The sequence below is a fragment of the Streptomyces sp. NPDC096136 genome (genome assembly GCF_044763325.1).
In the GTDB taxonomy this organism is placed as follows: domain Bacteria; phylum Actinomycetota; class Actinomycetes; order Streptomycetales; family Streptomycetaceae; genus Streptomyces.
Genome location: NZ_JBIWFZ010000006.1, coordinates 1 through 14872 on the forward strand (window position 1 = coordinate 1; position 14872 = coordinate 14872).

The window sequence follows — 14872 nt, forward strand, 5'->3', positions numbered from 1 at the left end:
CCGCCCGCCCCCCCCCCCCCCCCGTGGGGGCACCCCGGGGCCCCCCCCCGGGGGTGGGGGGGGCGCCCCGCCGGGGGGGCCCTATTTTGCCCGGCCAAAAAACGGCGCCCCCCGGCAATGCCTGTGCTTCGCCCGCGCCGGGAGGGGACCGTCCGGCCGGTCAGCGCAGGCGTGAAAGTCGCAGCGCGGCCTCGCTCCGCACCTCGGGGTCCGGGTCCGACGATGCCAGCGCGCGCAGTTGCGTGATCAGCTCGTCGCCGTCTTCTCCGGTCGCCCAGCGCGGGTCACAGTCGAGTTCCGCCGCGAGCTGATCAGCGGTCCCCTCGCCGCAGGCAACCGCACGGGCCGAGAGCACGGCACGCAGGCCGGCCAGATCCCTCCGGGCCAGCAGGGCCGTCGCGGTATCCGAGGTCACGCCGGTGTCCTCACCGTCCAGGAGGAGACGGTGCAGGACACCGGCGACGCTCTTGATCCGAGGCACTGCCGCCAGCCGTCGTCCTGCGGCGGCTCTCACGGACCAGGCCGGAGATTGCGCCGCGGCGATCCAGTCATCAAGCCCTTGGCCCACGAAGTCTTCCACGGCATCAGGCTCCCAGAGGGACGTCTCGATCAAGTAGGGGGTGCACTGGCCGAGGGCGAGCCGATGCGTGCCCGGACTTTTGTCCGCGGACAAAAGTCCGGGCACGCATCGGGGGCCAGGACCGCGGCCCCGGGGGACCGGTACTCGTCGGCGACCGCCCGAAGCCCATCCACGCCCACTGGGGTGTGTGGGGTCACTGGACGTTTTCTGGCGCCGGCCGGTGGCCTCGGCCGTGCAGGTCGGCCGGCGGATCACTGCCGAGGTGACGGCCGTCGACCTCCATCAGAGGCGTGCCTGGCTGTCGATGGCAGCGGCGGAGAATCCTGAGCTCTGGGCGTTCCTGATGTCCCTCCGAGCCGGAGAGCTGCTGTCCGGCAGGGTCGCGCGGATCGAGCCGTTCGGTGTGTTCGTGGCGCTGGACGACGGCCCTGCCCACCCCGTCTACCCCGGCGTCGGGTTCATCACGATCCCCGAGCTGTCATGGCAGCGCTTCGAGGCGGCTACGGACGTGGTTCAGGTGGGGCAGCAGATCTCGTGCACGTTCCTCGCCGCCGACACCACGAACGGGGAGGCCCGGCTGTCCCTGCGGGCCACGCAGCCGGACCCCTTCCAGGCCTTCGCCGACGCCACCGCAGTGGGGGAGAGGATCCGAGGACGCGTCACCCAGCTGGTCCCGTTCGGAGCCTTCGTTCGGGTCGCCGACGGCATCGAGGGGCTGGTCCACCTCCGGGACCTCGCACCGGTACCCGTCGAATCCCCGGAAGAGATCGTCCGGGTCGGGGACGAGATCACGGTCGTCGCCCTGGCAGTGGACCGTTCACGACGCAGGCTCTCCCTCTCCCGCCGACATGCCCTGCGGCCTCCGTAGACCCGCCGGCCGGGTCGCGCCCCAGCCAGGGCCCGGACCGGCCGATGCCCCTGACTTTTGTCCGCGGACAAAAGTCAGGGGCATCGAGGACTGCGCGGTGGGATCTCGGCCACTGTGCCTGGACGCTCACCGGCATCGTTGTACGAGGAGGAAGTGGAACGCCAGGCCCGTCGCGGGGAGAGGTCCTGCGCGCAGGAGTGGGCGCAGGTGCTCGGGGACAGGGGCGGCAGGAGGAGGCGCTGGACGTCCTCGCCCCGTACGTCGCCAAGGGCCGGTGGCCGGGCGCCCGGGCCGAAGTGGAGCTGCTGGAGTGCTGGGGACGGGGAGGAGGAGGCGATCGCCCGGGCTCGACCGTCCGCGCGCAGCGGGGGATTCAAGCTGGAGCTGCTCGCCCGCCTACTCGCCCGCCCTGCTCCTGGCCGCCCGGATCCCCGCCGGGCACCGGTGCGAGGAAGCGTGGTGCTGCCGGGGCCTCGATCCGGATATGGCCATCGGCCTGCTCGCCGCAGTCCGCGAACGTCAGGGCCGCTTCGACGAGGCGATCGCCCTGCTGCCCACCCGGCAGTTCAGCTCCGTCGACGACCGGGACCAGCTGGCCGACCTGCTGGCGAGGCAGGACCGGATCGAGGAGCTGCGCGTCGACGCCGACTCGGAGCCCCACGGCCATGCCGCTCGACGCGTCGCCGAGCTGCTGGAGGAGCGCGGCGACGTGGACGCCGCCACCGCCGTGTACCGGCAGCCGGACGACTCACGACGGGACCGGGTCCATACGGCGGTGGCACTGGCCGGGCTCCTGGCCCGCCGGCACCGGGCCGACGAGGCGATCGAGGTCATGCGCACCCTCGCGGATTCCCTCGACGGTACGGACGACCGGCTCGTCGACACGCTCTGCACCCTGCACGCCGACCACGGCCGCGCAGCCGACGGTTTGGCCTACCTCGACGCCCTTTCCGTACGCCGTGGCGGCGGCCGGGAGGAGTGGGAGTTCCTCAGGCTCCGGCTGAGGCTCATGGCCACCTGCGGCCTGCTCGACGAGGGGAGAGGGCTGGCACGAGGGCACCAGGAGGGCGGCACGTGCTTTGCGGCCTGGCCCCTCTCCTCCCGCCTCCTCGCCGAGTCGGGTCGGGCCGGATCCAGGAGGCAGTCGCCGTCCTGGAACCCCGTGGCTCCGCCCGCCCCCACCCCCCTGGCCGGGCACCTCATCGCGCTCGGCCGGGTCGAGGAAGCCCTTCAGCTCCTCCAGCGGTGCGAGCCCAAGCCGTTCGTGCCGCTCTGGTCAGGCACCTTCGAGGCCGATCCACAGCACCGACACCGCAGTGCCGCCGGGGGCCGACTTTTGTCCGCGGACAAAAGTCGGCCCCCCATTCCGTCTTCCTCGACCAGGTCGTCTCAGGGGTGGGGGAGGGGCAGACCGGTCGTGGCGGTGCCGCCCACGCGGATCCGGGGGCCCGACGGTCCCGGGTGGGCCGTGGCGGTGATCGTGGCGGGGCTGCCGACCGCGTCGCCCATGTCGACGGCGATCTCTCTGACGCCCTGCCCGGCCAGGTGGGCGGCCAGGCAGGCGGTGCTGTTGGCGTTGGCTATGTCCTCCGGGACACCGATGGACGGTGCGAACATCCGGGCCGCCAGCGTGCCGGCGGGGGAGGGCGGCGAGTAGACGTACGCGCCGAGCAGGCCCGCACGGTCGCAGGCGTCACGGAGCCGTTCGAGGTCCGGCACCAGAGCCGCGAGCGCGGCACGGTCGGTGACGGGCACCAGCAGGCGCTCGCGTCCCACCCCCGCCACCCGCACTTCGGGACCGGCCGCGTCCGCGGCGATACCCAGCGCGGGAAGGACGGAGGCCCGCTCGGTCGAGGTCGGCCGGCGCAGGCTGACGGGGCCGGGATCGAAGGACGCGGCCGTACTCGCTCCGTCGCGCACGGCCCAGCCGTCGAAGACGCGCACGGCCGTGTGGAACGTGGCCCGGTGGCTCCCCTCGGTCTCGGCCCGGGCCGCGAGGAAGGCCAGCGCGGCGACCGTGCCGTGGCCGCAGGCGGGTAGCTCGCCCCGGGAGGTGAAGAAGCGCATGCGGACAGAAGGGGAGGGCTGGTGCGTCACCCCGTCCCTGCCGACTCGGAGGAAGACGGCGTGCGAGGTCCCGTGCTCCACCGGCACGCGTCGGCGATCCCCATCGCTCAGCCGGTCCTCGTCCAGCACCACCGCGGTGGGGCTGCCGCCGACGCCGTCGCGCAGACAGGCATGGACGATCACGGCAGTCGGGTCGGGTCCGGCCATCCTGATGCTTTCTCTCCGCTCCGTGCCACGGCTGGCACGGAGTAGCCCTGCCCATCGGGCCGGCGCCGACACCTCCTCGAACCGGACGGGGGAGCGGGCCGGACGAGCCCGGTCAGGTGAGCTTGAAGAAGAGCGTGTCCTGGGTGTACCAGTCGACCTTCTCCGTGGCGAACGCCCATTCCTCGTGCTCGAAGTCGAGCTTGTCGATGAGTACCTGTACGTCGAAACGGAAGTCGGGATCCATCTGGTCGAGGACGGCCCGGTAGGCATCCGCGGCGGGCTTCGCCTTGGCCAGCGGCAGGTGGCCTATCGCGGGATATCCGTCCACGGATCCCGGGACGAAGGGGAACCCGTCGGGCAGCTCGCTGTACAGGTAGCCCTGGGGGAGGAGGTCCGGGGGCACGCCGAGGCGGCGCATCTCGTCGTCGACCAGGCCGAAGAACGTGGCGGGCTTGGAGTAGGTGCCCAGGTGGGAGGGGTCGGAGGCGTTGCGGTCGATGATGTGCTGGAGCGCGGCGTTGTAGGCGTTGCCGGCACACTCCGCGTCCGAGTCGGTGTGTCCGGCCAGGAGGTGCTCCAGGGCCTCGGGAACGGTCAGGCCCCAATCGACGCCCTGGTCGTCCAGATCGTCCTGATGGACGCGGGCATCCCGGCGCATGCCGTCGAGGCGGCGCGACTGGTCGTCCGTGAGACGGCCGTTGCTCCCGAGGAAGGCCAGGACGTCGGCCTTGTCGGCGGTGGAGTAGGCGATGTTGTGACTCATGATCACCATGATGCCGACCGGCACTGACATCAGCCGGAGCAGCCCGGTGCATCCCCCTCGACTTTTGTCCGCGGACAAAAGTCGGGTCGGGCCGACGGCGCCCGGGCCCTAGCCTGGAGCGGTGATGGCGACCTCAGCGATACTCGGCCAGTTCGACCTCTGCGCGAACCGGTCGGCCTTCCCCGACCTGGACAACGGCTACTCCTACCCCGTCGACGCACGGATCCACCTGTTCGGCGACGCCACGCGCTGGGCCGTGGTCGCCGAACTGCTCGGCTACGACCCGCGCATGGGCAACCTCGTCGACGTCGTGCACCGCTTCGGGAACTGCCTTACGAGCGGCGAGCCCGGGTACGGCGCCTTCCTGGAGCGGGTGGAGAACATGGAGGAGATCGATCCGCTGGGCGTCGAGGAGTACGGGGGAGGGGCGCCGGTGATCGTCCGCGGCACGCCCCTGACAGCCGCCGCCGACGCCGGCACCCCGCTGCAGGACCTGTTCCGGCTGCTGGCACCCGCGCACCGGGAACTCCTCCTGGCCGACGCGACGGAGCTGCGGGCGGGCCTTCCCGCCGACCTGCCGGAGCTGCTGCGGCTGGACGAGTGGAACCAGCCGGAGGACTTCTGGGAGACCAGGCCCAGCGAGCACGAGACCTTCCGGATGCTCGCCGAGGTACTGGATTCCGGGGACCCGACCCGCTACCGGCCGACACTCCCGCCCAACACCCACTGGTCCCATTGGCCGGACGCCGGCACCCTGTGACGTTCCACGGGACCGGGTGCGGCTGCCCGCCTCGCGACGGGGACCCCCGGCGGGGGAACCGCTCGAAGGCCCCGAGCACCTGGACGCGGGTCGTGTCGCCGCCCAGGCGGCCCGCATCGCCGACGACGACCACCTCCACGTAGGCCGGGCAGCCGCTCGACGACAGGAATCGGTCAGGCCGGCTCCGGAGCGGCCTCTGCGTCGCGCCGGATCGTCTCAGACCGTTCCCCCACCGGCGGTTCCTTCGGGTGCACCACCAGTTCGGCGCTGCGACGGCGGGTCCAGCGGGCGGCTGGGGAGTCCGGACCCTGGGTTTCGGTGAGGGCGGCCAGCAGGGCGGGGGCGGTGTCCTGGGCTTCGAGGGGTGGGAGGGTGCGCCAGAGGCTGTACGTGCGGCGGGCGGCGGATTCGGTGTCGGGGGAGTCGGGGCCGTGGAGCCGAGCACGCAGACGGAGGGTGTGGAGGTACCAGTCCAGGGCCTCGGCCGGGCGGCCGGTCAGATCGGTGAGATAGCCCCGGACTTCGCGTACCTGGATCGTGTCGAGATGGATCTCGCCGTGAAGGGCGGTCGTGGTGGCGTCGAGTTCCTCGGCCAGGGCCAGTGCCTTCTCGTGCAGGCCTGCCGCCGCGGCATCCTGGATCGCGGCCAGGGGAGAGGGGGCGGGTGGTGTCGGTGGCTGGTCGGGCTCGGAGCCGGTCCAGAACGCGGGGCTGGCGATGCCCCACGGATGGTAGAGGTCGGGTGAGTCCGTCATCTGCGTGGTTCCCGTCGGGGTGTGCTCGTCTCGGGTCACCAGTTCACGACCCTGCGGATTCCGGTCACTTTGGTCATGTAGTTGGTGGAGTTGCGCCAGCTGTCGTACGTGACGATGCGCGTCTGGACGCCGGTGCGCGGAGCCTCGATGACGAAGCCGTTGCCCGCCCCGCCGATGAACATGCCGACGTGACCGGGGGAGGACTCGCTGCCGTCGCTGCCGGGGTTGAACACCAGGTCGCCGGGTTTGGGATGGTCGAGGTCGACATGGTTCGGCAGGTTGATCTGATCGTAGGTGACCCTCGGAATGTCGATGCCGGCGGCCTTGTAGGCCTGCTGCATGAGTGAGGAGCAGTCGCACCACTGGTCCGGGTCCTGGCCGTGGGGGTTGGTGCAGTCCCCGCCGAGGTGGTACCAGCCGCCCTTCTGCTGGAGGGCCCATGCCACGGCGGTGCGGACCTGGGGAGGCGTGTTGGCGGGGAGATCGAAGCCAGGGGGCAGGTCCACCGCACCGCCGGGTGTCATTTCGGTGTACTGGACGGACTTCTCCATGATCGCCTTGACGTAGTCGTACGTCTGCCCGCCCGCGAAGGAGGCCGGTGGGACGCCGTGGTACTTCTCCACCCCGCCCCAGCCGGCGTTGTACCCGGCCAGGGCCAGTTCGATGGGGGAGCCGCTGTAATCGGGGTGCTGTTTGGCGGTCCTGAGGAGGTCGCACATCATCCTGCCCTGGGAGGGGATGGCGTCCTTGGGGTCCATGACGTCTTTGTCGCCGTCACCGTCGATTCCCTCGGTGGCCCATGTACTGGGGATGAACTGCGAGATGCCGTAGGCGATCGGCGCGCCGGTGGCGGGGTCGCGGGAGACGGCGTCGGGCTTGAACGTGGACTCGGCCCAGATCTGGGCGGCGAGGATGGCCGGCGGCAGGCCCTGGTCGCAGTGTGCTGCCGCGTCGAGGATGCGTTGCGCGTACTGGGGCGGGACGCCGTCCGCTCCACCGATCTTGAGGCTGCTCGCGGTCGGCCAGCTGCCGCCGGCTCCGCGGTTCCCGTCGTCGGCGAGCACGGCGACCAGCATTACCGTGCCGAGCCCGATCGCCACAGGGGTGGCGACGATTCCCGCTGCGGCAGCGGCGATCCACTTCTTAGACGCCACGTGTCTCCCCCCGGTTCCCCATCCCGCCCGTGCCCCGGCGGCCACCCCATCGTTTGCTCCATCAAAGAAGGTTTCGGCCTGGCTCGAACAGGTCGGTGAGCGGGCCGGCTTCTGTGATGGTGCGTGACACTATGCCACCTCCACTGCGTGGTGAGGTTGGTGGATACTTCTGCTGGTCTGTCAGATGTGCTAGGTAGGGTGTTGGTGCTCGGGACTTCTGTTGTTCGAGTGTGCAAAATTTGCGTAAGCAAGCATTTGCTGCGCTTCTCTGGGGGGATTAATGCGGAAACGTCCAGAATTCCTGGGCGTGCTGCCTGCCGATGTCCGGCTGACGGTGCCGGTACTGGCGCCGACGGGTGGGGCCGGACGGTCGACGCTCGCCTTCCTGCTCGCGACCGAACTGGCCGCCGCGGGCGACACGGTGGTACTCGACACCACCCCTCGGCTGGCCTCGCCCTGGCCTGCGTGGACCACGGGTCCGGCTGGTGGCGGCCTGTCCGCACTTGCGCCCGCGGAGCCCGCCTCCAGAGGTACGCTCCGCTTGCGCCGTGATGGGCGGCCCGGCGGGCGCGTGGGATCTCCTGACCGACGGCCGGGAGTGGAGCGCCCCTCCTCTCGACCTTCCCTCGGACCCCGCCGCGTGGTACCAACTCGCCGCAATCGGCGGCTGGCAGGCGGTGGTGGCCGACACGACGCACCCCGTGACCCACGACCTGCTCACCGCGCGCTGCGCCGGCCTGCCCGGACAGACCCGGACCTGGCTCTCCCTCCCGTACGCGGTGCCCGTCCTGTGCGCGGCGGCCTCGGCCGAGGGCGTCCAGGCGCTCCAGCAGGCCGTCATGGCGATGTCGGCGGAGAACCTGCCGCTCCACCGGGTGGTCGCGGTGCTCGTCGCCACCGGCGACGGACGGCTGCCCCCGGTCGTCCGCGCCGCCGCCACGATGCTCTCCGGCCGGACGGCCGAAGTCGTCCACCTGCCGTACGACACCACCCTGCGGGCCAACGGCCTGCGCTCGGGACGTGTCCACGCCCGCACCCGGCAGGCGGCGGCCCGCATCGCCGCCGCCGTCCTGTCCGCGGCCCACGAATCCTGGGGCTCTCCGCTCCCGCCGGCCCCGCAGCCGGCGGTCCTGCGCCCCGTATCCCCTGCATTTCCTGCCTAAGAGGTATCTCCCCATGAGCATGATCACTTTCGTTCTCGCCGACGACGTCGTCCCGAAGTTCACGCCCACGGTCCCCACCGAGCTGAACACTGCCGTGAGTACGGTCCTGGGCTGGACCGCCGGTGTGGGCCTCGCGGTCGCGGTCCTGGGCGGCCTCCTGTCCTGGGCGGCCATCGCCGTCGGCCACAACAGCGCCAACGCGCAGCTCGCCGCCCCCGGCAAGACAGGCGTGCTGGCCTCGCTGATCGGGGCCGGAGGCATCGGCGCGACCTCGGCCCTGGTGCTGATGGCGTACAACCTGATCGGCAACAAGTGAGCTCCGGGGCCGACCGGAAGACGCGCCGGGCCCGGCTGACCCTCGCCGGCCTGGGAGTGCTCGCGGCGGCGGTGCTCGTCGGCGGCGGGTACGCGGCAGCGGTGCTGCTGAACGACGGCGGCGGATCTGGGACTCCCGCTGCGGGTGCCGCAGCTTCGGGAGCCCCCGGGAAGGCCCCTTCGGGCGCGCCGTCGATGTCGGCGCCCGGGAAGCAAGGACCGAAGACGCCGGAGACGGGCTTCAAGATGGTCCTGGACAAGCCGAAGGACCACGCCAACGGCGTGGCCACGGGATTCGCTCCCTCACCTACTGGGGCCATCAGTGCGGCGGTGTACTGGTGGGAGGAGTACGCCTGGCTGGATGACCAGAAGGCGCGGCAGCAGCTGGAGGCTGTGGTCTCGCCCGACTCGAAGGGCTACATCGACCAGCAGGTCTCCGAAGTGCGCAAGCTGCGGGAGGGGATCGGGCTCCCGCCCTCGGGCGGCACCCCGTCGGGCATCACTTTCACCACGTCGGTCATTGCGGAACGTACATACTCGCTGCCGGTGGAGGGAGAGAAGCCTGGTGCCGTCGTTGAGGTTTGGCTGACCTACGACCGGTACGCGACGGGACCGAATGGACAGCCTGACGAAAAGCCGCTGAAGAACCAGCTCACCAACGTGATTCTGCGCTGGCAGAACGGGATGTGGCGAATCACCAACCAGCCGGACTACGTGAAGCACTCGAACTACCCCATGACGTACTCCCCCGGGTCCGCGACTGCCTGGCTCGACGGGTGGAGGCAGGTCCAGCATGCAGGCTAAGGCTTCATTGCTTCTCCTGGCGCGGGCTCTGCTGGTTCTGGTCGCGACGTTGCTGTGTGCTCTGGGCGCGTTCTCGGCGCCGGCCGTGGCGGACGAAAGGCCGGGCAAGTCTGAATGGTATTCCAATGTTGGCCCACCCCAGCCGATTCCAGACGATTTCCAGGCGAGTGCCGACGGGGAAATCGGGATCGACGAACAAGGGCACTACTGCTACGCAGGGCGTATCAGCGATTTTAGGGCTTGTCGTCAAGCCAATCCTGGCGAGATCCCCGGGCGTCTCGGCCCGCGAGCTGGGTGAGCTGCTCGCTGTACGGGATCGGACCGCAGCCGACGGACGGGTGCCGCTGGAGAACCTGCTGCCCCCCGGCGTCGAACTGCCCACGGAGCTCCAACTGTCGGACGCCGACCGGGGACGTGTGGCCGAGTTCGACTACCTGGCGCACAGGATGAACGACGTCGGGCTCACCGGTCCCGAGCGGCAAGACGCCCGGAACCGGTTCTCGGTACTCGTCGACGAATACGGTCTGAGGCCTCTGACGGCGCCGGACGACGCAGACCGTGCCGCCGACGAGTACGCGTCCGACGTGCGGCTCAGAACCGTTCGCTGGTACCTGTCGAAGGAGACGGGGGACGCCATGACGACGTTCGCCGTTCCCGCCGAGCGGCTCGAATCGGCCGACGCAGAGGCGCTGCGTGCCGCCCGCGCAGCCCGAGCGCAGACCCCGCAGGCGACACGTCCGAGCGACTTCCCCATGCCCGGACTGCGCCCCGACGGCACCCCCGTCCCGCGCGAGGAGCTGGGCCAGGCCACCGCCGAAGCGGCCCGTCGCCGTACCGAGCTCAGCAGCCGTACGCTCGCCGAACTCCGCGCCCAGCAGGCCGTTCTCCCCGAAGGCCGACACCCGCAGTTCGAGATCATGATCGGGGGTGGCGCAGCGCTCGCCGGCCGGGACCCGGGCGCCCTGCTCGTCGACGCCCGTGGCAGGTGGCACGTCGACCCCATCGTCGCGATCGTCCAGTCCGCCGACCAGGTCCGCCACCTCCGCCAGAGCGGCATGGGCGACCCGTACCAGTTCGCCGACCCGCAGGAACGGGTGCCCCTCCCCGCGCTCCAGCTGTGGGAGGACACCGCGGCCGTGCGCGGCCCCCTCATCGACGGGCGTGCGGAGCTCAGCGTCAGCGCCGAAGGCCGCCTCATCGCCGAGATCGTTCCGGCTGACGGCTCCGAGCCGGTGAAGGTCGAGGTCCAGGGCACCCCGCTGCTCGCCACCGGCATCCCGCCCGAGATCATCCCCGGCGCAGACCGCCGAGTGCCGACCGTACGCGAAGCGGCCGACGTCCTCGCGGACGCCCTCGCAGCTACCGGCACCCCCGAAGCGGACGCAGCCCGTGACCACCTTCTCGCCCTCCGCGACGGCGAGGGACGAGCCGCGGCGAGCCTGGAGCTGCTGGCCGATCCGAGGGTCTCCGACGCCCTGAACACCTCGGAGGACACCCGCACCGCGGGTGCGACCGAGACCCTCCGGGCGACCGCGGCCTGGGAGCGGGCCTGCGCCCTCGCGCCCGGACGTGTTTTCATGGGCGACGAGATCGGCGACGGCGACTACGACCCGACCGTCGCAAAGGACTGGGTGATCGCCGGCGTCGGCGGCGCCGCCATCGCCAATGCGGAGATCATCCTCCAGGCCAACCCCGAGGCCAGGGTCTTCATGGTCGGCAAGGACGCGCCCTTCGTCCTCCACAACGACGCCCAGTACACGGCCCTGCGCCGCGCACACGACGCCGATTACGGCGGCGACGGCCGCCTCGTCGTGTACGGCGGCCGCTACCTCGGGGCAGTCGGTACGGTGACCGCCCCCGACGGCCGGGTCCGTCTCGAAGCCCTCGACAGCGCGGGCGAATCCCTCGGCATCGAGGGAGACGCGTACGTGGCGTGCCTCGGCCGGGTTTCCCGCCTCCCACACGCCCTCGACCCGATGGAGTCGGCCGTCCGGTCCGCGGGCGGCACGGTGCGGGGTGAGCTGGTCTTCGACGACGACCGGCAGTACCTCGGCTACCGGCTGGAGCTCGAGGCGCACGGCCGGCGGCACACGGTCGACGTGACCGGCGCCGCGTCCCGCATGCTCCCCGGCCACGTGTTCGGCGGTGAGGACATGGCGCGCCTGGCCGCCTTCGACGCCAAGGTGGCGCCGCCGGAGAGCGGCAATGTGTCCGCGGGCTTCATGGCCACCGCCCTCCAGGGCTCCCAACTCGCCCGCCACCGCGCGGCCCACCGCCCCCCGGACGACGGCGGACAGGGCCTCTCGGGCAACACTCCTCCACAGCCCGGCCCGCAAGGCCCCTCCCAGCAGTACGACGGCCTGGCAGCACCGGCCCCGTATGCCACGGCGCAGGACGCCACACAGGCCGGCGAGGACGTCACCCGCTCCTTCCAGACCTGGATCCGGAGCGACATGGGCCGAGAACTGGCGGCTTCGGACCACCCGCGTATCCGCGCCCTGCGCGAAGCCTGGCGGCAACTGCCCCCGCACGACCTTCCCGAAGGCCCGGGCCGTGCGGCGCTCCCGTACGGGGCGGTGGCCGAGCACGCCGGTGCGACAGTCACGGCCGCGGTCGCGTCGGGCCGCTTCGCCCCCGAGGACGTGGCGGCCTTGAACACGATGGCCCGTGCGGCCCACACTCACGCGTCCCGCCTGTCGGCGACCCAGCCCAACACCCCACCGATGCCCCAGGCGACAGCTCCGGCACCCCGCGTGGCCACCCCGGTGCCCGAGGCTGCCCGCGCGCCTCGGCTGGCGACGTAGAAGGTCGTACTCGGTCCGGACGGCCCGACCAGCCCTCGCATTCGGCGGTGAACGGGTCGCGCAGTACGTCGAGGGGCGGAGTGTCCGCTCGGTGGCGGACCGCGACGCCATGGAGCCGGTGCGGGTCAGCGGGCGGCGGTGGTGGTGTCGGGGCGGTCCGGTGGCGTGGTCCCGGGGGGCGGGGCAGCCGTGGGGGCGGGGACTTCGGGTTCGCCGGACGGCGGGCGGGCCGGTGCCAGGCGTCGGGCGTCGGTCGGGTGGAGGAGGGGGGCGGCTTGCCGTTCGATCCCGGCGAGGCGGTCGGGCCACTCCGGGCCCAGGGTGCGGGCGGTCTCCCGCAGGTGCAGTTGGGTGGCGGTGAAGCCGGCGCTCTCGGCCCGCGTCCACGGGCGGGTGCGCTCGTTCCGCAGGGCCCGGCTGAGGGCGGGCGGGCCGGTCCAGGTCCCGGAGGCGTCCGTCGTGTTGGAGTAGCGGGGTCTCGCCTCGCCGTGGCGGTAGACGACGGCCAGGTCGAGGAGGCCGCGGCTGTCGACGCGGTCGGCGAGTTCGAGGATCCCGTCGTAGGACTCGTCGGCGTTGGCCTGGACGGTGAGCCGTCCCTGCCCGCGGTCGGCGAGCTGTTCGACGTAGCGGTGCACGATGCCCTGGTTCCCCATCGCCCGGGGCACGCCCATGAACAGCCCCTCGACGCGGGCTCCGGACCTGCGGTGGGCCCGCATCTTCTCCTCGACGGCCTGCGCGTTCTGGGAGGTTTCCTGGACGACGGCGTGGAGACCGTGGGCGCGGACGTATTCCTCGGCCCGGGCCATCCACGCGCGGCCGTCGGCGCGGGTGCACGCGGCCATGAGGGTGTCGTCCTGGGCCAGCAGGGCGTCGTAGGCGGGGTGGTAGGGCTTGTAGAGGTCGCTGTCGACGTCGACGAAGCCGCCGTGCCGGTCGAGCAGGCCGGCGATCACCTCCGAGACGCGGCTCTTGCCCGCGCCGGGCTGGCCGATGAGGAACACCACCGTGGGCGGTGCCTGTGGGACGCGCCCGGTCAGGAGGTCGGGGACGATGTGGTCGCGGAAGATCCGCTGGTTCTCGGCATCCGGTAACCGGTGGCGCTCGACCTGGTCGGGGTGGATCACGCGTTGCCGTCCCGGATCTCCCGGGCGAGCCGGGCGTAGTGCCGGCGTGCGGCGGCGATCTGCTCGCGGTCGTTCGGGCGCAGCTTTTCGCGCTCGCGGGCGAGCCTGTTCCGGGCGGCGTGTGCCCGCGCGATGACGGCCGGGTCCGGCTCCGGCGCGGCCTCCTCTGTGGCGATCCGCGCGCTGTAGGCGCCGACGGCCCCGTTCACCGCCTCGATCGCCGCCTCGTACGCGGCGGTCTCCTCGTTGGACCACTCGTACGGCTCCAACGCGTGCGCCACGGAGATTCCATGGGTCCTCGACACGGCGGGCTCCCTTCTCGCCGAAGGAGGCGCCGTGCCGAAGGGGATTCGTGTGCGCCCGGGCGGCCGACTCGGTGCGGGCCCCGGGGAGGGGTTGTCCGCGTTCCTGGTTCCGGCCGGGTAGCCGGGTCAGGCGTGGTCGTAGACCGTGACGGCCACGTCCTTCGCGCACAGGGTGTCGGTGATCAGGGGTTCCACGCGGGACCACTTGCCGCCGGCCAGGCCGCAGCCGATGCGGGGCATGTGGACGGAGGCGCCGCGTGCGCGTGCGTGGTCGGCGAGTGCGGCCAGGCAGCGTTCGAGGGCGTCGTAGCGGATGGGCACGCCCGAGCTGCCCGTGCGCATGCCGCGCTGGGCGACCATGTTGGCGACCCACAGGTCCGGCCGGACCTGGACCAGCCGGACCGCGCCGAGGCCGAAGTCGTTGCCGGAGCGGGCGCGGTGCCAGCTCCGGTAGTCCTTCTCGGGCTCCGGCCAGCGCTTGGATATCGCCAGGACGAAGCCCTTGCCCCAGCCGCCGAGGTCGTTGCAGACGTGCGCGATGACCTTGGGGCCTTTGGCCTGGGGGCTCGTGGCGTCACCGGCGGTGAACGTGATCGGCTTCATGCCACGACTGTACGGACGACCACTGACAGGCGGACGGCGCGGGTTCGGGTCAGCCGCCGTCGACGTAGGCGCGGGCCGCCACCATCACGTCGCGCATCCGGCCGTCGGCGATGCACTGGGCCGGGGCCTCGTCGTCCAGCTGCGGGTTCATGCCGATCATCCAGGCCCGGGCCGTGTAGAGACTCTCGGCGTCCTGGATGAGCTGGAAGACCTGGAGGGCGGCGCGCAGGCGCTGTTCCGACTCGGGGCGGGGGTTGGTGTCGCCCGAGGCCCACTTGCCGACCTGCTTGGGGTCGTTGATGTTGGCGATGCGCGCGGTCAGGCGTTGGCCCAGGTTGTCCTGGAGGAAGCGGGCGATCTCGCTGATGTGCATGCGCACGGTGGTGACATGGGCCCGCTCGGCGCTGGCGACGCTCTTGGCGACGGCGACGGCGACGTTGGTGGGGGGCGTGGTGGCGTCAGAAGGCATGGTCGGGTCTCCCTCGTTGCCCTGACTGTGCGCCCGCGCGGATGGCGGGTCGCGTGCTCAGGCGACGGGTGTCGGGTGTGCCCGCAGGACCTGGCTGTCGTGTGCTGCCGCAGGGCAGACGGGAGGGA

At 71.8% G+C, this 14872-nt stretch carries 16 protein-coding genes; 6 read left to right on the top strand and 10 right to left on the bottom strand.

Features of this window, described 5'->3' with window-relative positions; all coding sequences use genetic code 11:
- Positions 1-160: 160 nt before the first annotated feature.
- A complete protein-coding gene (locus ACIRBY_RS14495; protein WP_403900583.1) occupies positions 161-580 on the bottom strand; it encodes a hypothetical protein in 420 nt (139 codons plus the stop codon).
- 220 nt (positions 581-800) lie between these two features.
- Here ACIRBY_RS14495 and ACIRBY_RS14500 point away from each other — a divergent pair, with 220 nt between their 5' ends.
- A complete protein-coding gene (locus tag ACIRBY_RS14500) occupies positions 801-1448 on the top strand; it encodes a S1 RNA-binding domain-containing protein (RefSeq protein WP_403900585.1) in 648 nt (215 codons plus the stop codon).
- Between the two features lie 373 nt (positions 1449-1821).
- Here ACIRBY_RS14500 and ACIRBY_RS14505 read toward each other — a convergent pair whose 3' ends face one another.
- The 3 genes from ACIRBY_RS14505 to ACIRBY_RS14515 all read right to left on the bottom strand — a co-directional run bounded on the left by ACIRBY_RS14505 (position 1822) and on the right by ACIRBY_RS14515 (position 4485).
- Positions 1822-2115 (bottom strand): hypothetical protein, encoded by a 294-nt coding sequence (locus tag ACIRBY_RS14505; RefSeq protein WP_403900587.1) that lies wholly within the window; start codon positions 2113-2115, stop codon positions 1822-1824.
- A gap of 722 nt (positions 2116-2837) precedes the next feature.
- Entirely contained in the window at positions 2838-3722 is an 885-nt protein-coding gene (locus ACIRBY_RS14510; protein ID WP_403900589.1) for a PhzF family phenazine biosynthesis protein, read from the bottom strand.
- 112 nt (positions 3723-3834) lie between these two features.
- Positions 3835-4485, bottom strand: a complete 651-nt coding sequence (locus ACIRBY_RS14515) for a hypothetical protein (RefSeq protein ID WP_403900591.1) — start codon at positions 4483-4485, stop codon at positions 3835-3837.
- Positions 4486-4609: 124 nt separating this feature from the next.
- Here ACIRBY_RS14515 and ACIRBY_RS14520 point away from each other — a divergent pair, with 124 nt between their 5' ends.
- Positions 4610-5245, top strand: a complete 636-nt coding sequence (locus tag ACIRBY_RS14520) for a DUF7003 family protein (protein WP_403901127.1) — start codon at positions 4610-4612, stop codon at positions 5243-5245.
- A 173-nt stretch (positions 5246-5418) separates the two neighbouring features.
- Here ACIRBY_RS14520 and ACIRBY_RS14525 read toward each other — a convergent pair whose 3' ends face one another.
- Together ACIRBY_RS14525 and ACIRBY_RS14530 are read right to left on the bottom strand one after the other, a co-directional pair.
- A complete protein-coding gene (locus tag ACIRBY_RS14525; RefSeq protein ID WP_403900593.1) occupies positions 5419-6000 on the bottom strand; it encodes a tetratricopeptide repeat protein in 582 nt (193 codons plus the stop codon).
- A 35-nt stretch (positions 6001-6035) separates the two neighbouring features.
- Positions 6036-7154 (bottom strand): NlpC/P60 family protein, encoded by a 1119-nt coding sequence (locus ACIRBY_RS14530; protein ID WP_403900595.1) that lies wholly within the window; start codon positions 7152-7154, stop codon positions 6036-6038.
- 548 nt (positions 7155-7702) lie between these two features.
- On the opposite strand from ACIRBY_RS14530, the gene ACIRBY_RS14535 reads away from it, so the two are divergent.
- The 4 genes from ACIRBY_RS14535 to ACIRBY_RS14550 all read left to right on the top strand — a co-directional run bounded on the left by ACIRBY_RS14535 (position 7703) and on the right by ACIRBY_RS14550 (position 12240).
- Positions 7703-8317, top strand: coding sequence for a hypothetical protein (locus tag ACIRBY_RS14535; RefSeq protein ID WP_403900597.1), 615 nt, complete (start codon positions 7703-7705; stop codon positions 8315-8317).
- Between the two features lie 13 nt (positions 8318-8330).
- Complete coding sequence (locus ACIRBY_RS14540; protein WP_403900599.1) at positions 8331-8633, top strand: hypothetical protein; 303 nt, start codon at positions 8331-8333, stop codon at positions 8631-8633.
- Complete coding sequence (locus ACIRBY_RS14545; protein WP_403900601.1) at positions 8630-9436, top strand: hypothetical protein; 807 nt, start codon at positions 8630-8632, stop codon at positions 9434-9436. Before ACIRBY_RS14540 ends, ACIRBY_RS14545 begins: the two co-directional genes overlap by 4 nt.
- 338 nt (positions 9437-9774) lie before the next feature.
- On the top strand, positions 9775-12240 hold the full coding sequence (locus ACIRBY_RS14550) for a hypothetical protein (protein WP_403900603.1): 2466 nt from the start codon (positions 9775-9777) through the stop codon (positions 12238-12240).
- A 125-nt stretch (positions 12241-12365) separates the two neighbouring features.
- Here the strand turns inward: ACIRBY_RS14550 and ACIRBY_RS14555 are convergent, their stop codons facing one another.
- The 4 genes from ACIRBY_RS14555 to ACIRBY_RS14570 all read right to left on the bottom strand — a co-directional run bounded on the left by ACIRBY_RS14555 (position 12366) and on the right by ACIRBY_RS14570 (position 14744).
- Positions 12366-13367 (bottom strand): zeta toxin family protein, encoded by a 1002-nt coding sequence (locus ACIRBY_RS14555; protein WP_403900605.1) that lies wholly within the window; start codon positions 13365-13367, stop codon positions 12366-12368.
- Complete coding sequence (locus tag ACIRBY_RS14560; protein ID WP_403900607.1) at positions 13364-13648, bottom strand: hypothetical protein; 285 nt, start codon at positions 13646-13648, stop codon at positions 13364-13366. The genes ACIRBY_RS14555 and ACIRBY_RS14560 overlap by 4 nt, the downstream gene beginning before the upstream one ends.
- Before the next feature lie 150 nt (positions 13649-13798).
- Positions 13799-14275 carry a macro domain-containing protein gene (locus ACIRBY_RS14565; protein ID WP_403900609.1) on the bottom strand — a complete coding sequence of 159 codons (477 nt, stop codon included), beginning with the start codon at positions 14273-14275 and terminating at the stop codon, positions 13799-13801.
- Positions 14276-14324: 49 nt separating this feature from the next.
- Positions 14325-14744, bottom strand: coding sequence for an XRE family transcriptional regulator (locus ACIRBY_RS14570; RefSeq protein ID WP_403900611.1), 420 nt, complete (start codon positions 14742-14744; stop codon positions 14325-14327).
- Between the last annotated feature and the right edge of the window lie 128 nt (positions 14745-14872).